Source organism: Seonamhaeicola algicola, from assembly GCF_007997385.1.
Classification (GTDB): Bacteria; Bacteroidota; Bacteroidia; order Flavobacteriales; family Flavobacteriaceae; genus Seonamhaeicola; species Seonamhaeicola algicola.
In genome coordinates this window covers 338,088-356,914 of sequence record NZ_VOSC01000025.1, presented here as the reverse complement: position 1 = coordinate 356,914, position 18,827 = coordinate 338,088, and the positions used below count along the sequence as shown (strand labels likewise).

The following is an 18,827-nucleotide window of genomic DNA, read 5'->3' as shown; positions in this document are numbered from 1 at the left end:
AAGTATTCTTAATTTTCCCTCAAAATAAGACTTCTTTTGTGGTTGGTTTATTGTGTTCAATTTTAAACGTTTTATGAGGAGAATTTTTACTTTACTAATATTTTTATTTGTGTGCATTGGTTACAGCCAAACCAATGACATAGATAGCCTCACCATACAACTAGCTTACCAAAACCAAGATTCATTAAAAGTAGATACTTCTTTAAACTTAATAAAATCACTGTACCAAATAGGAGAGTATGACAGAGCGCTTAAATATATTGTACAAAGTGAGCGCTTATCTAGCGATATAAATTACGAAAAAGGCATTGCACAAATAACTTTTTACAAAGCATTAATTTATGCACAAAAAGACGATTATATAAACGCCTTAAGCGGTTACAAAAAAGCCAAAGAACTTTTTTACAATTTAAATGACACACTGCACATTGCTAAAGTTAACAACAGTATTGGTAGTATTGAAATAAAACGTGGTAACTACAACAAAGGGTTACAATACACCTTAGCTGCCTTAAAACCGCTTGAAGCTAATAATGCTCCTTTCCATTTAAAAATAGCTTACAACAACCTTGCTTCTGCTTACATTAAAAATAATAATTTTGATGAAGCCGTTACTTACTACGAAAAAACGCTTGCTTTACAAGAACAATTAAAGGATGAAAAAGGTGCAAATGTATCATACAGTAATTTAGCAGAATTGTATTCACAAAAAAAGGAACACAGAAAAGCTATTAACTATTATGAAAAGATACTAAAACGTATTAAAACAGATTCTGCAAGAGCCGAAATTTACCCAAAACTTGGTGGCGAATATTTGAAATTTAATGATTACTCAAAAGCAACATTATACTTAGTTAGAGGTTATAATGTTACAAAACGCACCAATGATAAAGCTAATTTATTAATCACCTTAAACAACCTTGCTAATTTAAACATTCAGCAAGATAGGTTAGTTGTAGCTGAAAAACAATTACTAGAAGCACGTGAACTTGCTATTGATTTAGATAATAAACAAGAATTATTAAAACATTATAAACTAAGAAAGTCTTTAGATTCTATTAGAAAAAAGTTTGATAAAGCATTTGTTTGGCAAAGAGAATATTATGATTTAAAACAAACCTTAGACCAAGAAAAAATTGCTGCTTTAGAAAACGCTGCATCTACTAAAAATGATTTGGCTGTTGTTACAGATTTAAAAAAACCTGAAACCAAAAACACTAATAACCAAAGCATTAATAACAGTACACCTGTTTATAATGAAGATACGCAATTAGATAAGTTTAAACTTATTTTTTACGGCTTGCTTGCAGCTTTAGCAATTGTTACAACCTTTTTAGTTTTAATTTATTTAAAACGAAATAGTAACATAAAATACACCCAAGAATTAGAGGAAAAAAACATTAAAATTGAATTACAAAACCAAGCATTTTTAGAACAAACTAAACATCTTGAAAATGTAAACAATGTAAAAGACAAGTTGTTTTCAATAGTATCACATGACTTGAAAGATTCTCTATCATCTATTAACGGGTTTATTGAGCTACTAAAAGATGGCTCATTATCAAGAGAAGAATTTGACAACTTAATTCCAGAACTTAGTGAAAATGCAAACAATGCATCATTATTACTTTTCAATTTACTAAACTGGTCTAAATCTCAAATGCAGTCTTTAGAACCTAAACCAAGTTTATTTGATGTTCAAGAAGTTTTTGAAGATAAAATTAAATTAATTGAACAACGCGTTGAAAGTAAAGGCATAAATTTAGTTGATCATTCCTTACGTGATTTTGCTTATGCTGATAGAAGCATGTTTGAAATTGTGGTACAAAATCTTTTAGCTAATGCTATAAAATTCTCTAAAAAAGGCGATACAATTACCATTTCAAACCACATTAGTAACGGTAGTTGTATTATAAGTATTGCCGATACGGGCATTGGTATTTCTAAAGAAAATTTGGAAAAGTTATTTAAAAATACGTCATTTACTACCATGGGAACTAGTAACGAAAAAGGTACTGGTTTAGGCCTTTCAATTTGTAAAGAATTGGTTGAGCTTAACCACGGTAAAATTTGGGTTGAAAGTACGGTAAATGTAGGCAGTACATTTTATGTACAGTTACCAAAATCTAAACCAAGTTAAATAACTTAACATACGTATTTTGAAAAAAATTTTCTTACTGCTACTTATTGTAGCTATTGCTGCTTGCAAACAAAAAACTGAAACTCCAAAAACTGATAAAGAACTTGACGAATTATTTGCTTTAATGCAAGGATCATTTAATTCTGAAGCACAAGCAAAAGCAGACTCAACATATTACAACATTTCACTTCATATGTACCCAATTTGGGAAGATAAAGGAAATTACCTGTATGTAGAACAAGCTTTAAACAGCATGCAAAATAAACCATACAGGCAGCGTATTTACGAAGTTACAAGAGATACAGACAGCACATTCAAATCGGCTATTTATACTTTAAAAACTGATTCTTTATGGATTGGCAAATGGAAAACACCTAAAGTTTTTGACTCTATAACACCACAAGATATTGCCTTAAAACAAGGTTGCGAAGTTATTTTAAAACGCCTAGGCAATAAACATTTTAAAGGTTCAACCATTTTTAAATCTTGTGAAAGTTCACTTAGAGGTGCCAGTTTTGCTACTAGTAAGGTTGAAATTACTTCAGAACGTGTATTATCTTGGGATCGAGGTTTTGACTCTTTAGGAAATCACGTTTGGGGTGCTACCAAAGGCGCTTATGTTTTTGATAAATTAAAATAACCTTGTGTTGTTAATTGAAATTTACACTTAATTATTAAGCTTTAGGTAAAAACACTTCGGCCATCATACAACGCGCACTACCGCCACCACAAGCTTCAATAGTATCTAACGAACTTGAAATTATAGGGCAATGCTTTTCAATTTGCTTAATTTGATTTGGTGTTAAACTATTATAAGCAGCTTGACTCATAACCAAATAAAGCTGATTGTTTTCTCCTTTTACTTGCAGCATATTACCAGCAAAATTATTTACTTGCGCTTCGGTTATGGCAATAACCTCTTTATTGGTTTGTTGCAAATGCTTCACAATTTGTTTACGCTCTTTTTTATCATCAATAGCATCTAAACAAATAACAGCAAAAGTTTCAGCTAAACACATCATAACATTTGTATGATATATAGCTTTACGTTTTCCGTTTACCGTTTGATTAGCTGTAAATACAACCGGTGTATATTCAAAATCTTCACAAAACTCAATAAACAGACTTTCATCTGCTCGGGCTGATAATGCACAATAGGCTATTTGATTTTCTCTATCTAAAAGAATACTGCCAGTACCTTCTAAAAAAACATTTTCATCTTCTGCTGATGTATAATCTACTATATTTTCAATCACAAATCCGTTTGTCTCTAAGATGTTTAAAATATCTTCTCTTCGCTCATGTCTTCTATTAACAGCAAACATTGGGTATAATGCAACTGTTCCGTTTTCATGAAAAGAAATCCAATTATTAGGAAAAATAGAGTCTGGTGTATCAAAATCATCTGTATCTGATACAACAACAACATCAACACCATGTGCTTTTAGTTTTTCAACATAAGCATCAAATTCATCTTGTGCTTTCTTATTAACGGTAGCTGGTAGTAAATTATCAACTACTTTTTGGTAGTAATTATTAACTGCTGTTTGTTCATTCATCCTAAAATTTATAGGGCGAATCATTAATATTGTATTTGTAGTTTGTTGCATTTTAATCTCTAATTAATGGCATTGTTGTACAACGTAGCAGGCCTTCTTGCTTACTTATTTCTGCATACGGTACTTCTTCAACAGTAAAGCCTTGTGTTCTTAACCAATTATTTAATCGTGTGAAGTTTTTTTCAGAAATTATAACATCTTCAGAAATTGAAAACACGTTACTGTACATTTGGTACATTTCATCTTTTGTAATTTCAAATACGTTTTCTTTTCCAAAGAAATTAACCAACCATTCATATTCACTTTCAACTAAAAATCCGTTTTTATGAATTATAGCTTTATTTTTTCCAATTGGTTGAAAACAACAATCTAGATGCAATGCATTTTCTTTGGCATTGGTATTAGATTTTCTAAGCTCAAAAGCTTTAACTTTTTTATGCGGAAATAATGTTTTAATGGCATTTACCGCTTGTATATTAGTTCTAGCTGTAATAATATCTGGGTAGTCTTTACCTGTGTACGTTCCAATAAAAATGTAGTCGTTCCATGGCATTACATCGCCACCTTCAACATGGCATTCTTCGGGTAAAATAATTCTATCGCTTTCATCAATTTTATTCCAAACATACCTAATAGCTTCAATTTCTTTATCTCTGTCAGGCAATATATTTGCTCTAATAATTTTATTGTCAATTACAAAAGCAATATCTCTAGAAAAAATTTGATTACAATTTTTTAAAACATCGGGTCTGTAAACTGTAACATCGTACTTTTCTAGCACCTTGGCTACAGAATCCATTTCAAAAATCATATCTTCTTCTTTTGGGTAGGTACCTGCTAAAACGTGTTCAACACTTTTAGGGTCATAACAATCTTCAACTTTAGGTGTTGGACCACAACTTTCAGCTGTACCCAAAATAACGGCTCTTAACCTAGAGGTTTCATTTTGAATATTTAACTTCACTTCGTTTTAATTTTAAAGTTTCAAAGCTAGTGATAAAAAAGTAATTTTTGAATAATTCTTAAAAATAAGTATTTATACAAAAAAAGCTTCACGGAAAAACCGCAAAGCTTAACAATTATTTAAAATAGCAATGTATTATCTATCTGAAATTGCCTTGAATTTTCTTTCAGTTTCACCAATATAAAGCTGTCTTGGTCTTCCTATTGGTTCTTTACGTAAACGCATTTCTCTCCATTGGGCAATCCAACCTGGTAAACGGCCTAATGCAAACATTACTGTAAACATTTCAACAGGTATACCCATTGCACGGTAAATAATACCTGAATAGAAATCTACGTTTGGATATAATTTTCTATCAACAAAGTATTGGTCTTCTAAAGCTTCTTTTTCTAAACCTTTAGCTATATCTAAAATTGGGTCTTTAATACCTAAATCATTTAAAACTTCATCAGCCGCTACCTTAATAATTCTGGCTCTAGGATCAAAGTTTTTATAAACTCTATGCCCAAACCCCATTAAACGGAAAGGATCAGACTTGTCTTTAGCTTTAGCCATGTATTTTTTAGTGTCTCCGCCATCAGCTTTAATAGCCTCTAACATTTCTAACACTGCTTGGTTAGCACCACCGTGAAGTGGCCCCCAAAGCGCCGAAATACCCGCAGATAATGATGCAAATAAACCAGCATGCGATGATCCTACAATTCTTACTGTTGAGGTTGAACAGTTTTGTTCATGATCTGCGTGTAAGATTAATAATTTATCTAATGCATCTCTAACAATGTGGTTCATTTTATATTCTTCAATGGGTACTTCAAACATCATTTTCATCATGTTATCAACGTAGCCAAGTTTTTTAGAACCGTAGTTTAATGGTAAACCTTTCTTTTTACGCATTACCCATGCAACTAATACTGGAAATTGCCCTAGTATTTTAACTATAGCTCTGTACATTTCTTCTTCAGAATCTACGTTTACTGATGAAGGGTTGAATGCTATTAAACCACTAGTTAAAGAAGTTAAAACCCCCATTGGGTGTGCATTTTTAGGGAATGCATCTAAAATTTTATGAACGTCTTCATCAACCATTGAATTGTTCATAATATCTGTATGAAACTTGTTCAATTGGTCTGAAGTTGGTAATTCACCAAAAATTAACAAATAAGCTACCTCTAAGAAATCTGCTTTTTCAGCTAATTCTTCAATTGAATATCCTCGGTAACGTAATATACCTTTTTCACCATCTAAAAAAGTAATGGCACTTTCACAAGACCCTGTATTTTTATAGCCAGAGTCTAAAGTTATTAGACCATTTGTTGCTGCTCTTAGGCTTTTAATATCTATTGCAACTTCTTTTTCAGTTCCTTCTATTAGAGGAAATTCATATTTTTTACCATCTATTTCTATGGTTGCGTTATTTGCCATAAGTTTAAGTAAATTTATTTTGTTTAAGCGGAGCGCTAATTTACAAAATATCTAAGGATTTTTAAAGTACTTTAACCATAGGTTTACTAAATTAAAATATTGATAAAATTGATAGCAAAAAAAAAGCGATTATTAAAAATAATCGCTTTTTAAGTATTAATTATAAAACTAAGTATTATTACTTAATTTTAAATGCTTTTTCTTGAGGAAAATAAGCCACATCGGCAAGCTCTTCTTCAATTCTTAATAACTGATTGTATTTGGCCATACGATCTGAACGTGAGGCAGATCCTGTTTTAATTTGACCACAGTTTAATGCTACTGCTAAATCTGCAATTGTATTATCTTCAGTTTCACCAGATCTGTGTGACATTACTGAAGTGTAACCTGCATTTTTAGCCATATTTACGGCTGCAATAGTTTCAGTTAAAGAACCTATTTGGTTTACTTTAATTAAAATTGAGTTTGCAATACCGTTTTCTATACCTCTTGATAAACGTTCTACGTTAGTTACAAATAAATCATCACCAACTAATTGTACTTTATCACCAACTTTTTCAGTTAAAGATTTCCAACCGTCCCAGTCGTTCTCATCCATACCATCTTCAATAGATATTATTGGATATTTTTCACATAATTGAGCTAAATAGGTTGCTTGCTCTTCTGAAGTTCTTACTTCTCCTTTATCGCCTTCAAACTTTGTGTAATCGTATTTACCATCAACATAAAACTCAGCCGATGCACAATCTAAAGCAATCATAACTTCATCTCCAAACTTATAACCTGCGTTTTCTACAGCTTTTGCAATAGTATCTAAGGCATCTTCTGTTCCTCCTGCTAAGTTAGGTGCAAAACCACCTTCATCACCAACAGCTGTACTTAAACCTCTGTCATGTAACACTTTCTTCAAATGGTGAAAAATTTCAGTTCCCATTTGCATGGCATGTGTAAAAGTTTTTGCTTTTACTGGCATAATCATAAACTCTTGGAATGCAATAGGAGCATCACTATGCGAGCCACCGTTAATAATGTTCATCATTGGTACAGGAAGTGTATTTGCTGATACACCACCAACGTAACGGTATAATGGTAAACCTAACTCGGCTGCTGCAGCTTTAGCTACGGCTAAAGACACACCTAAAATGGCATTGGCTCCTAATTTAGATTTATTTGCTGTACCATCTAAATCAATCATTAATTGATCTATTAAGTTTTGTTCAAAAACAGAAACGCCTAAAAGTTCTTCAGCTATAACAGTGTTTACATTTTCAACAGCTTTTAATACGCCTTTTCCCATGTAAGTATCACCACCATCACGTAACTCAACGGCTTCGTGTTCACCTGTTGAAGCTCCTGAAGGAACCGCTGCTCTTCCTAAAACATTATTTTCTGTAATAACATCTACCTCTACTGTTGGGTTTCCTCTAGAGTCTAGAATCTGTCTAGCATGAATATTTATTATTGAACTCATAATTGGTTTGTTTATTTACTTTAATTTATACTTCAAATTTAAGGTTAAATCTTGTTTTTTTGGAGATGTTTTATAATATTTTTTTAAAAACACCGCTATAACGTTTTAGTAAAATATAAGCCTTAAAAACAGTGGTTTATAAGGCTTATATTAAATTTTTTATTTTTTTATATTTTCAATAAATTGATCAAATAAATATGATGAATCATGTGGCCCAGGGCTTGCCTCTGGATGATATTGTACTGAAAATACATTTTTGTTTTTCATAGCTATTCCTGCTACAGTATTATCATTTAAATGTACGTGTGTAACTTCTAAATCTGTATTAGCTTCAGCTTCTTCTCTATTTACAGCAAAACCGTGATTTTGTGATGTTATTTCACCTTTACCTGTTTTTAAGTTTTTAACAGGGTGATTAATACCTCTATGTCCGTTATGCATTTTGTAAGTTGAAACACCGTTTGCTAATGCTATTACTTGGTGCCCTAAACAAATACCAAATAATGGTAAATTACGTTTTATAATTTCTTTTGCTACTTCTTGGGCTTCAACTAGAGGTTCTGGGTCACCAGGACCATTTGATAAGAAATATCCATCAGGATTGAAAGCTTCTAAATCTTCAAACTTAGAGTTGTACGGAAATACTTTTATATAGCAATCTCTACTAGCTATATTTCTTAATATATTCTTTTTAATTCCTATATCAAGTGCCGCAACTTTATAGGTTGCATTTTCATCGCCAAAGAAATAAGGCTCTTTTGTTGATACTTTTGATGCTAGCTCTAAACCGTTCATGTTTGGCACATCGGCTAGTTGTTTTTTAAGTCCTTCAATATTATCAACATCAGTACTTATAACCGCATTCATTGCTCCGTTTTCTCTAATATAGCTTACAAGCGCTCTTGTATCAACATCAGAAATGGCTAAAAGATTATTTTTTTCAAGAAAGTTTTCTAATGAATCATCTGCGGCATCACGTGAATATTCATAACTGAAGTTTTTCACAATAAGACCTGCAATTTTAATAGAATCAGATTCTACTTCATCAGCATTTGTACCGTAGTTACCAATATGTGCATTTGTAGCAACCATTAATTGGCCATAGTACGAAGGATCGGTAAAAATTTCTTGGTAACCTGTCATACCGGTATTAAAACAAACTTCACCAAAGGCTGTACCTTGTTTGTTTCCTACTGCTTTACCGTAAAAAATTGTGCCATCAGCTAAAAGAACTACGGCATCTTGTTTTTTTTGATATTTCATTTAATTACTGTTGTTTTATGTGCCTTTGCTTGTTTAGTTGCACATTAAAAAGTTTTACAAAAATTCAAAAAAAAAGGATAAACTAAAAATAGTTTATCCTTTATATATTAAATGCTTATTAACATTTATTCTTCCTCTTCGTTAGTTACTGTATTTTCTACAGGAGCTGCAGCTGGTTTAGCACTACCTCTTCTACTTCTTCTGGTAGATTTCTTTTTAGGCTTATCAGCATTATAAATTTCGTTGTAATCTACAAGCTCAATCATGGCCATATCAGCGTTATCACCTAAACGGTTTCCTAACTTAATGATTCTTGTATAACCACCTGGTCTGTCTCCAACTTTTACAGCTACTTCTCTAAACAATTCTGTAACAGCTTCTTTTTGTCTTAATTTAGCAAAAACAAGACGTCTGTTATGTGTTGTATCTTCTTTAGATTTTGTTACTAAAGGTTCAACAAATTGCTTTAAAGCTTTTGCTTTAGCAACAGTAGTATTAATACGTTTGTGCTCAATTAAAGAACAAGCCATATTAGCTAACATTGCTTTTCTGTGGGCAGTTTTTCTACCTAAGTGATTAATTTTTTTTCCGTGTCTCATGACATTTGTTTTATCATCTTGCTTCCAAACCACATTTCTGTGGGAGCAAAATATGATTAATAATTATGACTAAAATTAGTCTTTATCTAATTTATATTTGCTTAAATCCATTCCGAAATTCAAACCTTTAACATTCACTAGTTCTTCTAGCTCAGTTAATGATTTTTTACCAAAATTTCTAAACTTCATTAAGTCGTTTTTATTAAATGATACTAAGTCACCTAAAGTATCAACTTCAGCAGCTTTTAAACAGTTAAGTGCACGAACTGATAAATCCATATCAATTAACTTAGTTTTAAGTAACTGGCGCATGTGTAATGATTCTTCATCATATGTTTCAGTTTGTGCAATTTCATCAGCCTCTAAAGTTATACGCTCATCTGAGAATAACATGAAGTGGTGAATTAACGTTTTAGCGGCTTCAGTTAAAGCATCTTGTGGTGTAATTGAACCATCAGTAATAATTTCAAAAACTAATTTCTCATAATCAGTTTTTTGTTCTACACGATAGTTTTCAATACTATACTTAACGTTTTTTATAGGTGTGTAAACAGAATCTGTAAAAATAGTTCCTACTGGTGCTGCAGCTTTTTTGTTTTCTTCTGCAGGCACATAACCTCTACCTTTTTCAATAGTAATTTCAAGGTTTAAGTTAACTTTAGGATCTAAATTACAAATTACTAACTCTGTGTTTAACACTTGAAAACCAGAAATAAATTTCTGGAAATCGCCAGCTGTAATTCTTTCTTGACCAGAGATTGAAATTGAAACAGACTCGTTATCAATATCATCAATTTGTCTTTTAAAACGTACTTGTTTTAAATTTAAAATGATTTCTGTAACATCTTCAACCACACCCGCAATTGCAGAAAACTCGTGGTCTACACCTTCAATTCTTACTGAAGTTATTGCATAGCCTTCTAATGAAGATAGCAACACTCTTCTAAGTGCATTACCTACTGTTAATCCGTAACCAGGTTCTAAAGGACGAAATTCGAATTTCCCTTCAAAATCTGTTGAATCAATCATGATTACTTTGTCGGGCTTCTGAAAATTAAATACTGCCATATTGTTTGTTTCTTCGTTTTAATTGTTATTTGGTTGCGCGGTTTATAAGTTTGAAGAAGAACAAATAAACCCTTTGGCCAAACACCAATGTTGTTAATTTATTATTTAGAGTATAATTCGACGATGAATTGCTCGTTGATATTCTCAGGTATTTGAATTCTAGCAGGAACAGCTACATAAGTTCCTTGTTTAGTATCGTTATTCCAAGTAATCCACTCATAAACTTGAGATGAATTAGATAAAGAATTTGATATAACTTCTAAAGATTTCGATTTTTCTCTTACTGCAACAACATCACCAGCTTTTAATTGGTAAGAAGGAATGTTAACTAGGTTTCCATTTACAGTTATATGTCTGTGAGACACTAATTGTCTTGCACCACTTCTTGATGGTGAAATACCCATACGGTAAACAACGTTGTCTAACCTAGACTCACATAATTGTAATAAAACTTCACCTGTAATTCCTTGAGAAGCTCTTGCTTTTTTAAATAAACCTCTAAATTGACGCTCTAAAATACCGTAAGTATATTTAGCTTTTTGTTTTTCAGCTAATTGAATAGCGTATTCAGATTTTTTCCCACGGCGTCTGTTGTTTCCGTGTTGACCTGGAGGGTAATTTCTTTTTTCAAAAGATTTATCTTCTCCAAAAATAGCTTCACCAAATTTTCTAGCTATTTTAGTTTTAGGACCAGTATATCTTGCCATTTTAAATTGTTTTTAAGAGTGGTTATGAATTAAGGTCTTAATCTTATCCTTCGATAACCGTATGATCTCTTGTTGATACTTGTTATTATTTTTCAGTTTGCAAATGTACATAAAAAATTAATATCATCTGATAATCAGATGATATTAATTTTTATTTATGATTTTTGAATTAAAAAATTTAATTCTTCATCTAAATTTTAATTAGACTCTTCTGCGCTTAGGAGGTCTACATCCGTTGTGTGGTAGTGGTGTAACATCAATTATTTCTGAAACTTCAATACCTGCATTGTGTATTGAACGTATAGCAGATTCTCTACCATTACCAGGTCCTTTTACATACACTTTTACCTTTTTCAACCCTGCTTCTTTTGCAACACCAGCAGCATCTTCTGCAGCTAATTGAGCAGCATAAGGTGTGTTTTTCTTAGAACCTCTAAATCCCATTTTACCAGCTGATGACCATGAAATTACATCGCCCTTTTTGTTGGTAAGTGAAATTATAATGTTATTGAAAGAAGCTGTAATATGAGCTTCGCCTATAGACTCTACAATAACTTTACGTTTTTTTGTACTTGTTTTTGCCATATTCTTTTAGTTTCTAGCTGTTAGCTTTTAGTTGTTAGAATCCTAAACATTTCTATTTCAAGCAGATTCATCTAACGTCTAAATACTAATGACTAATATCTTATTAATTATGCTTTTTTCTTGTTAGCAACAGTTTTTCTTCTACCTTTTCTAGTTCTAGAGTTGTTTTTGGTACGTTGCCCTCTTAATGGTAAACCAGCTCTATGACGAATACCTCTAAAACAACCTATATCCATTAAACGTTTAATGTTTAATTGTGTTTCAGAACGTAATTCACCTTCAATAGTAAACGCTGAAATAGCTTCACGAATACCACTAATTTGGTCATCATTCCAATCTTGAACTTTAATGTTTTCATCTACTTTAGCTGTAGCTAAAATTTCTGCTGCTCTACTTTTACCTACTCCGTAGATATATGTTAAAGCAATTACTCCTCTTTTTTGTTTTGGTATGTCTACACCTGCAATTCTTGCCATATTTTTTAGTTTCTAGCGTTAGCTTTTAGTTGTTAGAATCCTAAACATTTCTATTTCAAACAGATTCATTCTAACCACTAAAAAACTAATGACTCGTTTCTAATTTAACCTTGTCTTTGTTTAAACCTAGGGTTCTTTTTGTTAATAACGTAAAGTCTTCCTTTTCTACGCACTATTTTACAGTCTGCGCTTCTTTTCTTTACTGATGCTCTTACTTTCATCTTTATATAGTTTAAAAGTTTAAAGTTCAAAGTTTAAAAGTTGAACAACTCTACTTTGCAACTTTTAACTTTATTACTTTATAACTTGATATAATTAATATCTATAAGTTATACGAGCCTTTGTTAAATCGTAAGGACTCATTTCTAATTTTACTTTATCACCTGGTAATAATTTAATATAATGCATACGCATTTTACCAGAAATGTGAGCTGTCACAATGTGACCATTTTCTAACTCAACACGAAACATGGCGTTTGATAATGCCTCTATAATTGTTCCGTCTTGCTCTATTGCTGCTTGTTTTGCCATATTTTAGTTTTTAGTTGTTGTTAGTTTTATTTTGTTATAACTATATTTTTATAAAACATTTTATAAATACTAACCACTAACTTTCTATACTCTAATTTATGCTACTGCTTTTCTGTTTTTACCAGTTTTCATCAAGCCATCATAATGCCTATTCAACAAGTACGAATTAACTTGCTGCATAGTATCAATTGCAACACCTACCATAATTAGTAATGATGTACCACCAAAAAATAATGCCCAACCTTGTTGTACATCCATTAGCTTAACAATAAAAGCTGGAAATATAGCTATTAGTGCTAAAAATATAGAACCTGGCAATGTAATTTGAGACATTATTTTATCTAAATACTCTGCAGTATCTGATCCTGGACGAATACCTGGAATAAAACCACCGCTACGTTTTAAATCGTCAGCCATTTTATTGGTTGGTACTGTAATTGCTGTATAAAAATAAGTAAATATAATTATTAATAAAGCAAATACTAAATTATACCAAAAACCAAAAATATCTGAAAAATTTGTTTGTAACCATGCACCTGCCGTTGTGTCTTTCATAAATGAAGACCCTCCAATTAAACCCGGAACAAACATAATAGCTTGTGCAAATATAATTGGCATTACACCTGATGCATTTAATTTTAAAGGTATGTATTGTCTAGATCCTCCTGCTGCAGCTTTTTCATAACCACCAGAAGCAGTTCTTCTTGCGTATTGAACAGCTATTTTTCTAACTGCCATTACAAGCATTATAGATGCTAATATGATAACAAACCATATTACAAGTTCAAAAAGAATAAGCATTACATTGTTACCTTCCATTCTTGTTGCTGCATTTTGAACAAAAGATTGTGGTAACGTAGCAATAATACCTACCATAATTAATAATGAAATACCATTACCAATCCCTTTATCTGTAATCTTTTCACCTAACCACATGGCAAAGATACACCCTGTAACTAAAATACTAATTGATGAAAAATAGAATAAAGGGCCTGTACCTAATAAAAATGCACTTTGTGGTACACCTAAACTTGGTAAACTAGCTAAGTATGCAGGCGATTGAAATAAACAAATGGCGATGGTTAACCAACGTGTAATTTGTGTTATTTTCTTTTGGCCGCTTGCACCTTCTTTTTGAAGTTTTTGTAAATAAGGAATTGCAATACCCATTAATTGTACAACAATAGAAGCAGAAATGTAAGGCATGATACCTAAAGCAAATACTGATGCTCTTGACAAAGCACCACCAGTAAATGCACTAAGAATTCCCAAGATACCAGAATCTGTATTATCAGCTAAATTTTGTAATTGTTCAGCATCAATACCTGGTAATGTAACTTGCGTACCAAAACGATAAACTAATAACAAACCTAGTGTTACCACTATTCTGTTTCTTAGTTCTTCAATTTTCCAAACATTTTTTATTGATTCTATAAATTTCATACGTTATAGTGGGTCTTATAATGTTACAGCTTCTCCTCCAGCAGCTTCAATAGCAGCTTTAGCCGAGGCAGTAAATTTATGAGCAGATACTTTTAATTTAGCTTTTAATTCTCCTCTACCTAAAATTTTAACTAGATCATTTTTTCCAGCTAAATTGTTAGATAAGATGATATCAAAATCTACAGTATCACTAATTTTTTTATCATCAACCAATTGTTGTAATGTATCTAGGTTAATACCTTGGTACTCTACACGGTTGATATTTTTAAAACCAAATTTAGGAACACGTCTTTGAAGCGGCATTTGACCACCTTCAAACCCTAGTTTCTTAGAGTAACCTGAACGAGATTTTGCTCCTTTGTGACCACGTGTAGCAGTACCACCTTTACCAGAACCTTGTCCGCGTCCTACTCTTTTTCCTTGATTTTTTACTGAACCTTCTGCAGGTTTTAAATTACTTAAATCCATTTTCAGTTTTGTATTATTTAAGCTTCTTCAACAGAAACTAAATGTGAAACTTTAGCAATCATCCCAAGAATATTTGGTGTTGCTTCGTGTTCTTTAACTTGTCCAATTCTTTTAAGACCAAGAGCTTCTAAAGTTCTTTTTTGTCTTTGCGTACGATTGATAGCGCTTTTAACCTTTGTTACTTTAATTTTTCCCATTATTAATGTTATTAAGCGTTAAAAACTTTTTCAAGTGAAATACCTCTATCTTTAGCAATAGTATTGGCGTCTCTTAATTGTAATAAAGCGTCAAATGTAGCTTTTACCACATTATGAGGGTTAGATGAACCTTGAGATTTTGATAATACATCATGCACACCAACAGCCTCTAAAACGGTTCTAACAGCACCACCGGCTATTACTCCTGTACCAGGAGCAGCTGGTATTATGTTTACTCTAGCTCCACCAAATTTACCTTTCTGCTCATGTGGTAACGTACCTTTTCTAATTGGAATACGTACAAGGTTTTTCTTAGCATCTTCTACAGCTTTTGCAATTGCACTAGCTACATCTTTAGATTTACCTAAACCTTGACCTACAACACCAGCTTCATCACCAACTACAACAATAGCTGAAAAACCAAATGCTCTACCACCTTTAGTTACTTTTGTAACTCTTTGTACACCAACTAAACGATCTTTTAGATCTAATCCACCTGGTTTTACTAATTCTGCACTTTTATATTTTTGATACATAATTTCTTAAAATTTTAGTCCAGCTTCTCTAGCTCCTTCTGCTAATGATTTAATTCTTCCGTGATATAAATATCCGCCTCTATCAAAAGCAATAGTTTCAATACCTGCTTTTAAAGCTTTTTCAGCAACAGCTTTACCAACTAGTTTAGCTGCTTCAGTTTTATTTGCTTTTGCGGTATCAATGTCTTTATCTCTAGAAGATGCAGCGCTAATAGTTTTACCAGAAACGTCATCTATAATTTGAGCGTAAATTTCTTTATTACTTCTAAAAACAGCTAATCTAGGTTTTGCTTCTGTACCAGAAACTACCTTACGAATTCTGTTTTTTATTCTTAACCTTCTTTCGTTCTTTGTTAATGCCATAACTTACTTATTAAGCTGATTTACCTGCTTTTCTTCTTATTACTTCACCAACAAACTTGATACCTTTACCTTTGTAAGGTTCTGGTTTTCTGAAACCACGAATTTTTGCAGCTACTTGGCCAACAAGTTGTTTGTCATGAGAAGTTAATTTCACTATTGGGTTTTTACCTTTTTCACTTACTGTTTCAACTTTAACTTCAGGAGCTAAATCTAAAATAATATTGTGTGAAAAACCTAAAGCTAAATCAAGTTTTTGTCCTTGATTACTTGCTCTGTAACCTACACCAACAAGCTCTAGTTCTTTTGTAAATCCTTTAGATACACCTTCAATCATGTTGTTTACTAAAGCTCTATAAAGACCATGTTTTGCCTTGTGTGCTTTAGCATCTGTTGAACGAGAAACTTGTACATTTCCTTCTTCAACTTTGATATCAACTGTATCAAACTCTTGTGTTAACTCTCCTAATTTACCTTTTACAGTAATTACGTTATCTTTTACTTCTACAGTAACTCCTTCTGGAATTGATACTGGGTTATTTCCTACTCTACTCATTGCTTTCTTCCTTTTTATAGATTAGTAAACATAACATAATACCTCACCACCTACATTGTCTCTTTTAGCTTGCTTACCAGTCATTACTCCGTGAGAAGTAGAAACTATAGCAATACCAAGACCGTTAAGTATTCTAGGTAATTCTTTAGCACCAGCATACTTACGTAAACCTGGTTTACTTATTCTTTGAATTTTCTTGATAACAGGTTCTTTAGTTACACTATTGTATTTAAGTGCAATTTTAATGGTACCCTGTGTAGTAGAATCATCAAATTTATAACTTAAAATATACCCTTGTTCGAATAATATTTTAGTTATGTCTTTCTTTAAATTAGATGCAGGAATCTCAACCACTCTGTGGTTAGCACGCACTGCGTTTCTAATTCTTGTTAAATAATCCGCAATTGGATCTGTATACATAATTAATTGATTTTGCGATTTTGGTTTTCAGTGTTGGTAACTGAACCTTAAATCTGATTATATAAATAATATTACCAACTAGCTTTCTTTACTCCAGGAATTAAGCCTTGATTAGCCATTTCTCTAAATGTTACACGAGATATACCAAAAGTTCTCATATACCCTTTAGGTCTTCCTGTTAGTTTACATCTATTATGCTGACGAATAGGAGAAGCGTTTTTTGGTAACTTTTGTAATGCTTCATAATCACCAGCTTCTTTTAAAGCTTTACGTTTAGCTGCATATTTAGCTACTGTTTTAGCTCTTTTTACCTCACGGGCTTTCATTGATTCTTTAGCCATATCTTAGTTCTTTTTAAAAGGTAACCCTAATTCAGTTAATAATGATTTTGCTTCTTTATCAGTTTCAGCAGAAGTTACAAATGTAATATCCATACCAGAAATTTTATTCACTTTGTCAATATTTATTTCTGGGAATATGATTTGCTCAGTAATTCCTAAGTTGTAATTACCTCTTCCGTCAAAACCTGTAGCTTTAATTCCGTTAAAATCTCTTACACGTGGTAATGCAGATGTTACTAATCTATCTAAGAACTCATACATTCTTTCGCCACGTAAAGTAACTTTAGCTCCAATTGGCATACCTTTACGTAATTTAAACGACGCAACATCTTTTTTAGACATTGTTGCTATTGCTTTTTGTCCTGAAATGGTAGTTAATTCTTCTAACGCGTAGTCAATTAACTTTTTATCAGCAACTGCAGCACCTACACCTTTTGATATTACTATCTTTTCTAGTTTAGGAACTTGCATTACGTTTTGATATCCAAATTCTTCTGTAAGAGCAGCAATTACTCTGCTTTTATACTCTTCTTTAAGTCTTGGTGAATATGCCATAACTATATTACTTCATTAGATTTTACTGAAAATCTCACTTTCTTATCGCCTTCCATTCTGTAACCTACTCTTGTTGTTTCTCCTTTTGAAGTTAACAATGATAAGTTAGAAATATGAATTGGCGCTTCTTTTTCTACAATGCCTCCTTGAGGGTTTTGTGCACTTGGCTTAGTGTGTTTCTTAACCATATTTACCCCCTCAACGATTGCTTTATTCTTATCTATTAATACCTTTTGTACTTTACCTTCAGCTCCTTTGTGGTCTCCGGCAATTACTTTTACAGTATCTCCTGATTTTATTTTAAGCTTTGTCATTTTAATAATGTATTAAAGCACCTCTGGTGCTAATGATACAATCTTCATGAATTGCTTATCACGAAGTTCTCTTGCAACAGGACCAAATACACGTGTACCTCTCATTTCACCTTGTGGGTTTAATAAAACGCAAGCGTTATCGTCAAATCTAATATAAGATCCGTCTGGTCTTCTTACTTCCTTTACGGTACGAACAACTACTGCTGTAGAAACTGCTTTTTTCTTAACGTTTCCGTTAGGTGTAGCATCTTTTACAGATACAACTATTTTGTCTCCAACAGAAGCATATCTTCTTTTTGTACCTCCTAAAACACGAATTACTAAAACTTCTTTAGCTCCTGTGTTATCAGCTACTTTTAATCTTGATTCTTGTTGTACCATAATTACTTAGCTCTTTCAATTATTTCAACTAATCTCCAACACTTAGATTTACTTAAAGGACGTGTTTCCATAATCCTTACTGTATCACCTTCGTTGCAGTCGTTTTTTTCATCGTGTGCAACGTACTTCTTCGTTTTTAATACGAATTTTCCATACATAGGGTGTTTTACTTTTTTCACCTCAGAAACCACAATTGATTTCTGCATTTTGTTACTTGTAACAACTCCTATACGTTCTTTTCTTAAATTTCTTGTTTCCATCTTTCAGCAGAATTATTGTAATTCTCTTTTAGTTAATTCGGTTGCAATTCTAGCTACGGTTCTTCTTACAGAACGTAATTGAATTGGATTTTCTAAAGGAGATATTGCATGAGCCAGTTTAAGGTCTGAATAACTTTTTTTTGTCTCACCAAGTTTTTCTTGTAACTCAGCTGTAGATAATTCTTTAATTTCTGATTGTTTCATAATATCA

At 32.1% G+C, this 18,827-nt stretch carries 27 protein-coding genes; 2 read left to right on the top strand and 25 right to left on the bottom strand.

Annotated elements, in window-relative coordinates; genetic code table 11:
* Positions 1-73: 73 nt before the first annotated feature.
* Positions 74-2,140, top strand: coding sequence for a tetratricopeptide repeat-containing sensor histidine kinase (locus tag FUA26_RS10270; RefSeq protein WP_147135396.1), 2,067 nt, complete (start codon positions 74-76; stop codon positions 2,138-2,140).
* Positions 2,141-2,159: 19 nt separating this feature from the next.
* Complete coding sequence (locus FUA26_RS10265) at positions 2,160-2,780, top strand: chromophore lyase CpcT/CpeT (protein WP_147135393.1); 621 nt, start codon at positions 2,160-2,162, stop codon at positions 2,778-2,780.
* A gap of 34 nt (positions 2,781-2,814) precedes the next feature.
* On the opposite strand, the gene ctlX is transcribed toward FUA26_RS10265, so the two are convergent.
* The 25 genes from ctlX to rpmC all read right to left on the bottom strand — a co-directional run bounded on the left by ctlX (position 2,815) and on the right by rpmC (position 18,820).
* Positions 2,815-3,750, bottom strand: a complete 936-nt coding sequence (ctlX, locus tag FUA26_RS10260) for a citrulline utilization hydrolase CtlX (RefSeq protein WP_147135390.1) — start codon at positions 3,748-3,750, stop codon at positions 2,815-2,817.
* A gap of 1 nt (position 3,751) precedes the next feature.
* Positions 3,752-4,663 carry a dimethylarginine dimethylaminohydrolase family protein gene (locus FUA26_RS10255; RefSeq protein WP_147135387.1) on the bottom strand — a complete coding sequence of 304 codons (912 nt, stop codon included), beginning with the start codon at positions 4,661-4,663 and terminating at the stop codon, positions 3,752-3,754.
* Positions 4,664-4,798: 135 nt separating this feature from the next.
* A complete protein-coding gene (locus FUA26_RS10250) occupies positions 4,799-6,085 on the bottom strand; it encodes a citrate synthase (protein WP_147135384.1) in 1,287 nt (428 codons plus the stop codon).
* A gap of 178 nt (positions 6,086-6,263) precedes the next feature.
* On the bottom strand, positions 6,264-7,556 hold the full coding sequence (eno, locus tag FUA26_RS10245; protein ID WP_147135381.1) for a phosphopyruvate hydratase: 1,293 nt from the start codon (positions 7,554-7,556) through the stop codon (positions 6,264-6,266).
* Between the two features lie 159 nt (positions 7,557-7,715).
* Positions 7,716-8,819, bottom strand: a complete 1,104-nt coding sequence (gene carA / locus FUA26_RS10240; RefSeq protein ID WP_147135379.1) for a glutamine-hydrolyzing carbamoyl-phosphate synthase small subunit — start codon at positions 8,817-8,819, stop codon at positions 7,716-7,718.
* Positions 8,820-8,944: 125 nt separating this feature from the next.
* Positions 8,945-9,418 (bottom strand): 50S ribosomal protein L17, encoded by a 474-nt coding sequence (gene rplQ, locus FUA26_RS10235; protein ID WP_147135376.1) that lies wholly within the window; start codon positions 9,416-9,418, stop codon positions 8,945-8,947.
* Between the two features lie 75 nt (positions 9,419-9,493).
* On the bottom strand, positions 9,494-10,486 hold the full coding sequence (locus FUA26_RS10230; RefSeq protein ID WP_147135373.1) for a DNA-directed RNA polymerase subunit alpha: 993 nt from the start codon (positions 10,484-10,486) through the stop codon (positions 9,494-9,496).
* Between the two features lie 101 nt (positions 10,487-10,587).
* Positions 10,588-11,193 carry a 30S ribosomal protein S4 gene (gene rpsD, locus FUA26_RS10225; RefSeq protein ID WP_147135371.1) on the bottom strand — a complete coding sequence of 202 codons (606 nt, stop codon included), beginning with the start codon at positions 11,191-11,193 and terminating at the stop codon, positions 10,588-10,590.
* Positions 11,194-11,394: 201 nt separating this feature from the next.
* Positions 11,395-11,778 (bottom strand): 30S ribosomal protein S11, encoded by a 384-nt coding sequence (gene rpsK / locus FUA26_RS10220; protein WP_147135368.1) that lies wholly within the window; start codon positions 11,776-11,778, stop codon positions 11,395-11,397.
* Positions 11,779-11,885: 107 nt separating this feature from the next.
* Complete coding sequence (gene rpsM, locus FUA26_RS10215) at positions 11,886-12,254, bottom strand: 30S ribosomal protein S13 (protein WP_147135365.1); 369 nt, start codon at positions 12,252-12,254, stop codon at positions 11,886-11,888.
* Between the two features lie 104 nt (positions 12,255-12,358).
* Complete coding sequence (gene ykgO, locus FUA26_RS10210; RefSeq protein WP_013305171.1) at positions 12,359-12,475, bottom strand: type B 50S ribosomal protein L36; 117 nt, start codon at positions 12,473-12,475, stop codon at positions 12,359-12,361.
* A 94-nt stretch (positions 12,476-12,569) separates the two neighbouring features.
* The gene (gene infA / locus FUA26_RS10205) at positions 12,570-12,785 is read right to left on the bottom strand and encodes a translation initiation factor IF-1 (protein WP_007094967.1); all 216 of its coding nucleotides are present in this window, start codon (positions 12,783-12,785) and stop codon (positions 12,570-12,572) included.
* A gap of 96 nt (positions 12,786-12,881) precedes the next feature.
* Complete coding sequence (gene secY / locus FUA26_RS10200; RefSeq protein WP_147135362.1) at positions 12,882-14,228, bottom strand: preprotein translocase subunit SecY; 1,347 nt, start codon at positions 14,226-14,228, stop codon at positions 12,882-12,884.
* Between the two features lie 15 nt (positions 14,229-14,243).
* Positions 14,244-14,696 (bottom strand): 50S ribosomal protein L15, encoded by a 453-nt coding sequence (gene rplO / locus FUA26_RS10195; protein WP_147135359.1) that lies wholly within the window; start codon positions 14,694-14,696, stop codon positions 14,244-14,246.
* 17 nt (positions 14,697-14,713) lie between these two features.
* Complete coding sequence (gene rpmD / locus FUA26_RS10190; RefSeq protein ID WP_147135356.1) at positions 14,714-14,893, bottom strand: 50S ribosomal protein L30; 180 nt, start codon at positions 14,891-14,893, stop codon at positions 14,714-14,716.
* A gap of 11 nt (positions 14,894-14,904) precedes the next feature.
* Entirely contained in the window at positions 14,905-15,429 is a 525-nt protein-coding gene (rpsE, locus tag FUA26_RS10185; protein WP_147135353.1) for a 30S ribosomal protein S5, read from the bottom strand.
* 6 nt (positions 15,430-15,435) lie between these two features.
* Entirely contained in the window at positions 15,436-15,792 is a 357-nt protein-coding gene (gene rplR, locus FUA26_RS10180; protein ID WP_147135350.1) for a 50S ribosomal protein L18, read from the bottom strand.
* Positions 15,793-15,802: 10 nt separating this feature from the next.
* Positions 15,803-16,345 carry a 50S ribosomal protein L6 gene (rplF, locus tag FUA26_RS10175; protein ID WP_147135347.1) on the bottom strand — a complete coding sequence of 181 codons (543 nt, stop codon included), beginning with the start codon at positions 16,343-16,345 and terminating at the stop codon, positions 15,803-15,805.
* Between the two features lie 21 nt (positions 16,346-16,366).
* Positions 16,367-16,765, bottom strand: coding sequence for a 30S ribosomal protein S8 (rpsH, locus tag FUA26_RS10170; RefSeq protein WP_147135344.1), 399 nt, complete (start codon positions 16,763-16,765; stop codon positions 16,367-16,369).
* 71 nt (positions 16,766-16,836) lie between these two features.
* Positions 16,837-17,106 carry a 30S ribosomal protein S14 gene (gene rpsN, locus FUA26_RS10165; protein ID WP_136480159.1) on the bottom strand — a complete coding sequence of 90 codons (270 nt, stop codon included), beginning with the start codon at positions 17,104-17,106 and terminating at the stop codon, positions 16,837-16,839.
* Between the two features lie 3 nt (positions 17,107-17,109).
* Positions 17,110-17,661, bottom strand: coding sequence for a 50S ribosomal protein L5 (gene rplE, locus FUA26_RS10160; RefSeq protein WP_147135341.1), 552 nt, complete (start codon positions 17,659-17,661; stop codon positions 17,110-17,112).
* A gap of 2 nt (positions 17,662-17,663) precedes the next feature.
* Positions 17,664-17,975 carry a 50S ribosomal protein L24 gene (gene rplX, locus FUA26_RS10155; protein ID WP_147135338.1) on the bottom strand — a complete coding sequence of 104 codons (312 nt, stop codon included), beginning with the start codon at positions 17,973-17,975 and terminating at the stop codon, positions 17,664-17,666.
* 12 nt (positions 17,976-17,987) lie between these two features.
* Positions 17,988-18,356, bottom strand: a complete 369-nt coding sequence (gene rplN / locus FUA26_RS10150) for a 50S ribosomal protein L14 (RefSeq protein WP_147135335.1) — start codon at positions 18,354-18,356, stop codon at positions 17,988-17,990.
* Positions 18,357-18,358: 2 nt separating this feature from the next.
* Positions 18,359-18,616 (bottom strand): 30S ribosomal protein S17, encoded by a 258-nt coding sequence (gene rpsQ, locus FUA26_RS10145; protein WP_044626931.1) that lies wholly within the window; start codon positions 18,614-18,616, stop codon positions 18,359-18,361.
* A gap of 12 nt (positions 18,617-18,628) precedes the next feature.
* Positions 18,629-18,820 (bottom strand): 50S ribosomal protein L29, encoded by a 192-nt coding sequence (rpmC, locus tag FUA26_RS10140; RefSeq protein WP_147135332.1) that lies wholly within the window; start codon positions 18,818-18,820, stop codon positions 18,629-18,631.
* Positions 18,821-18,827: the final 7 nt, after the last annotated feature.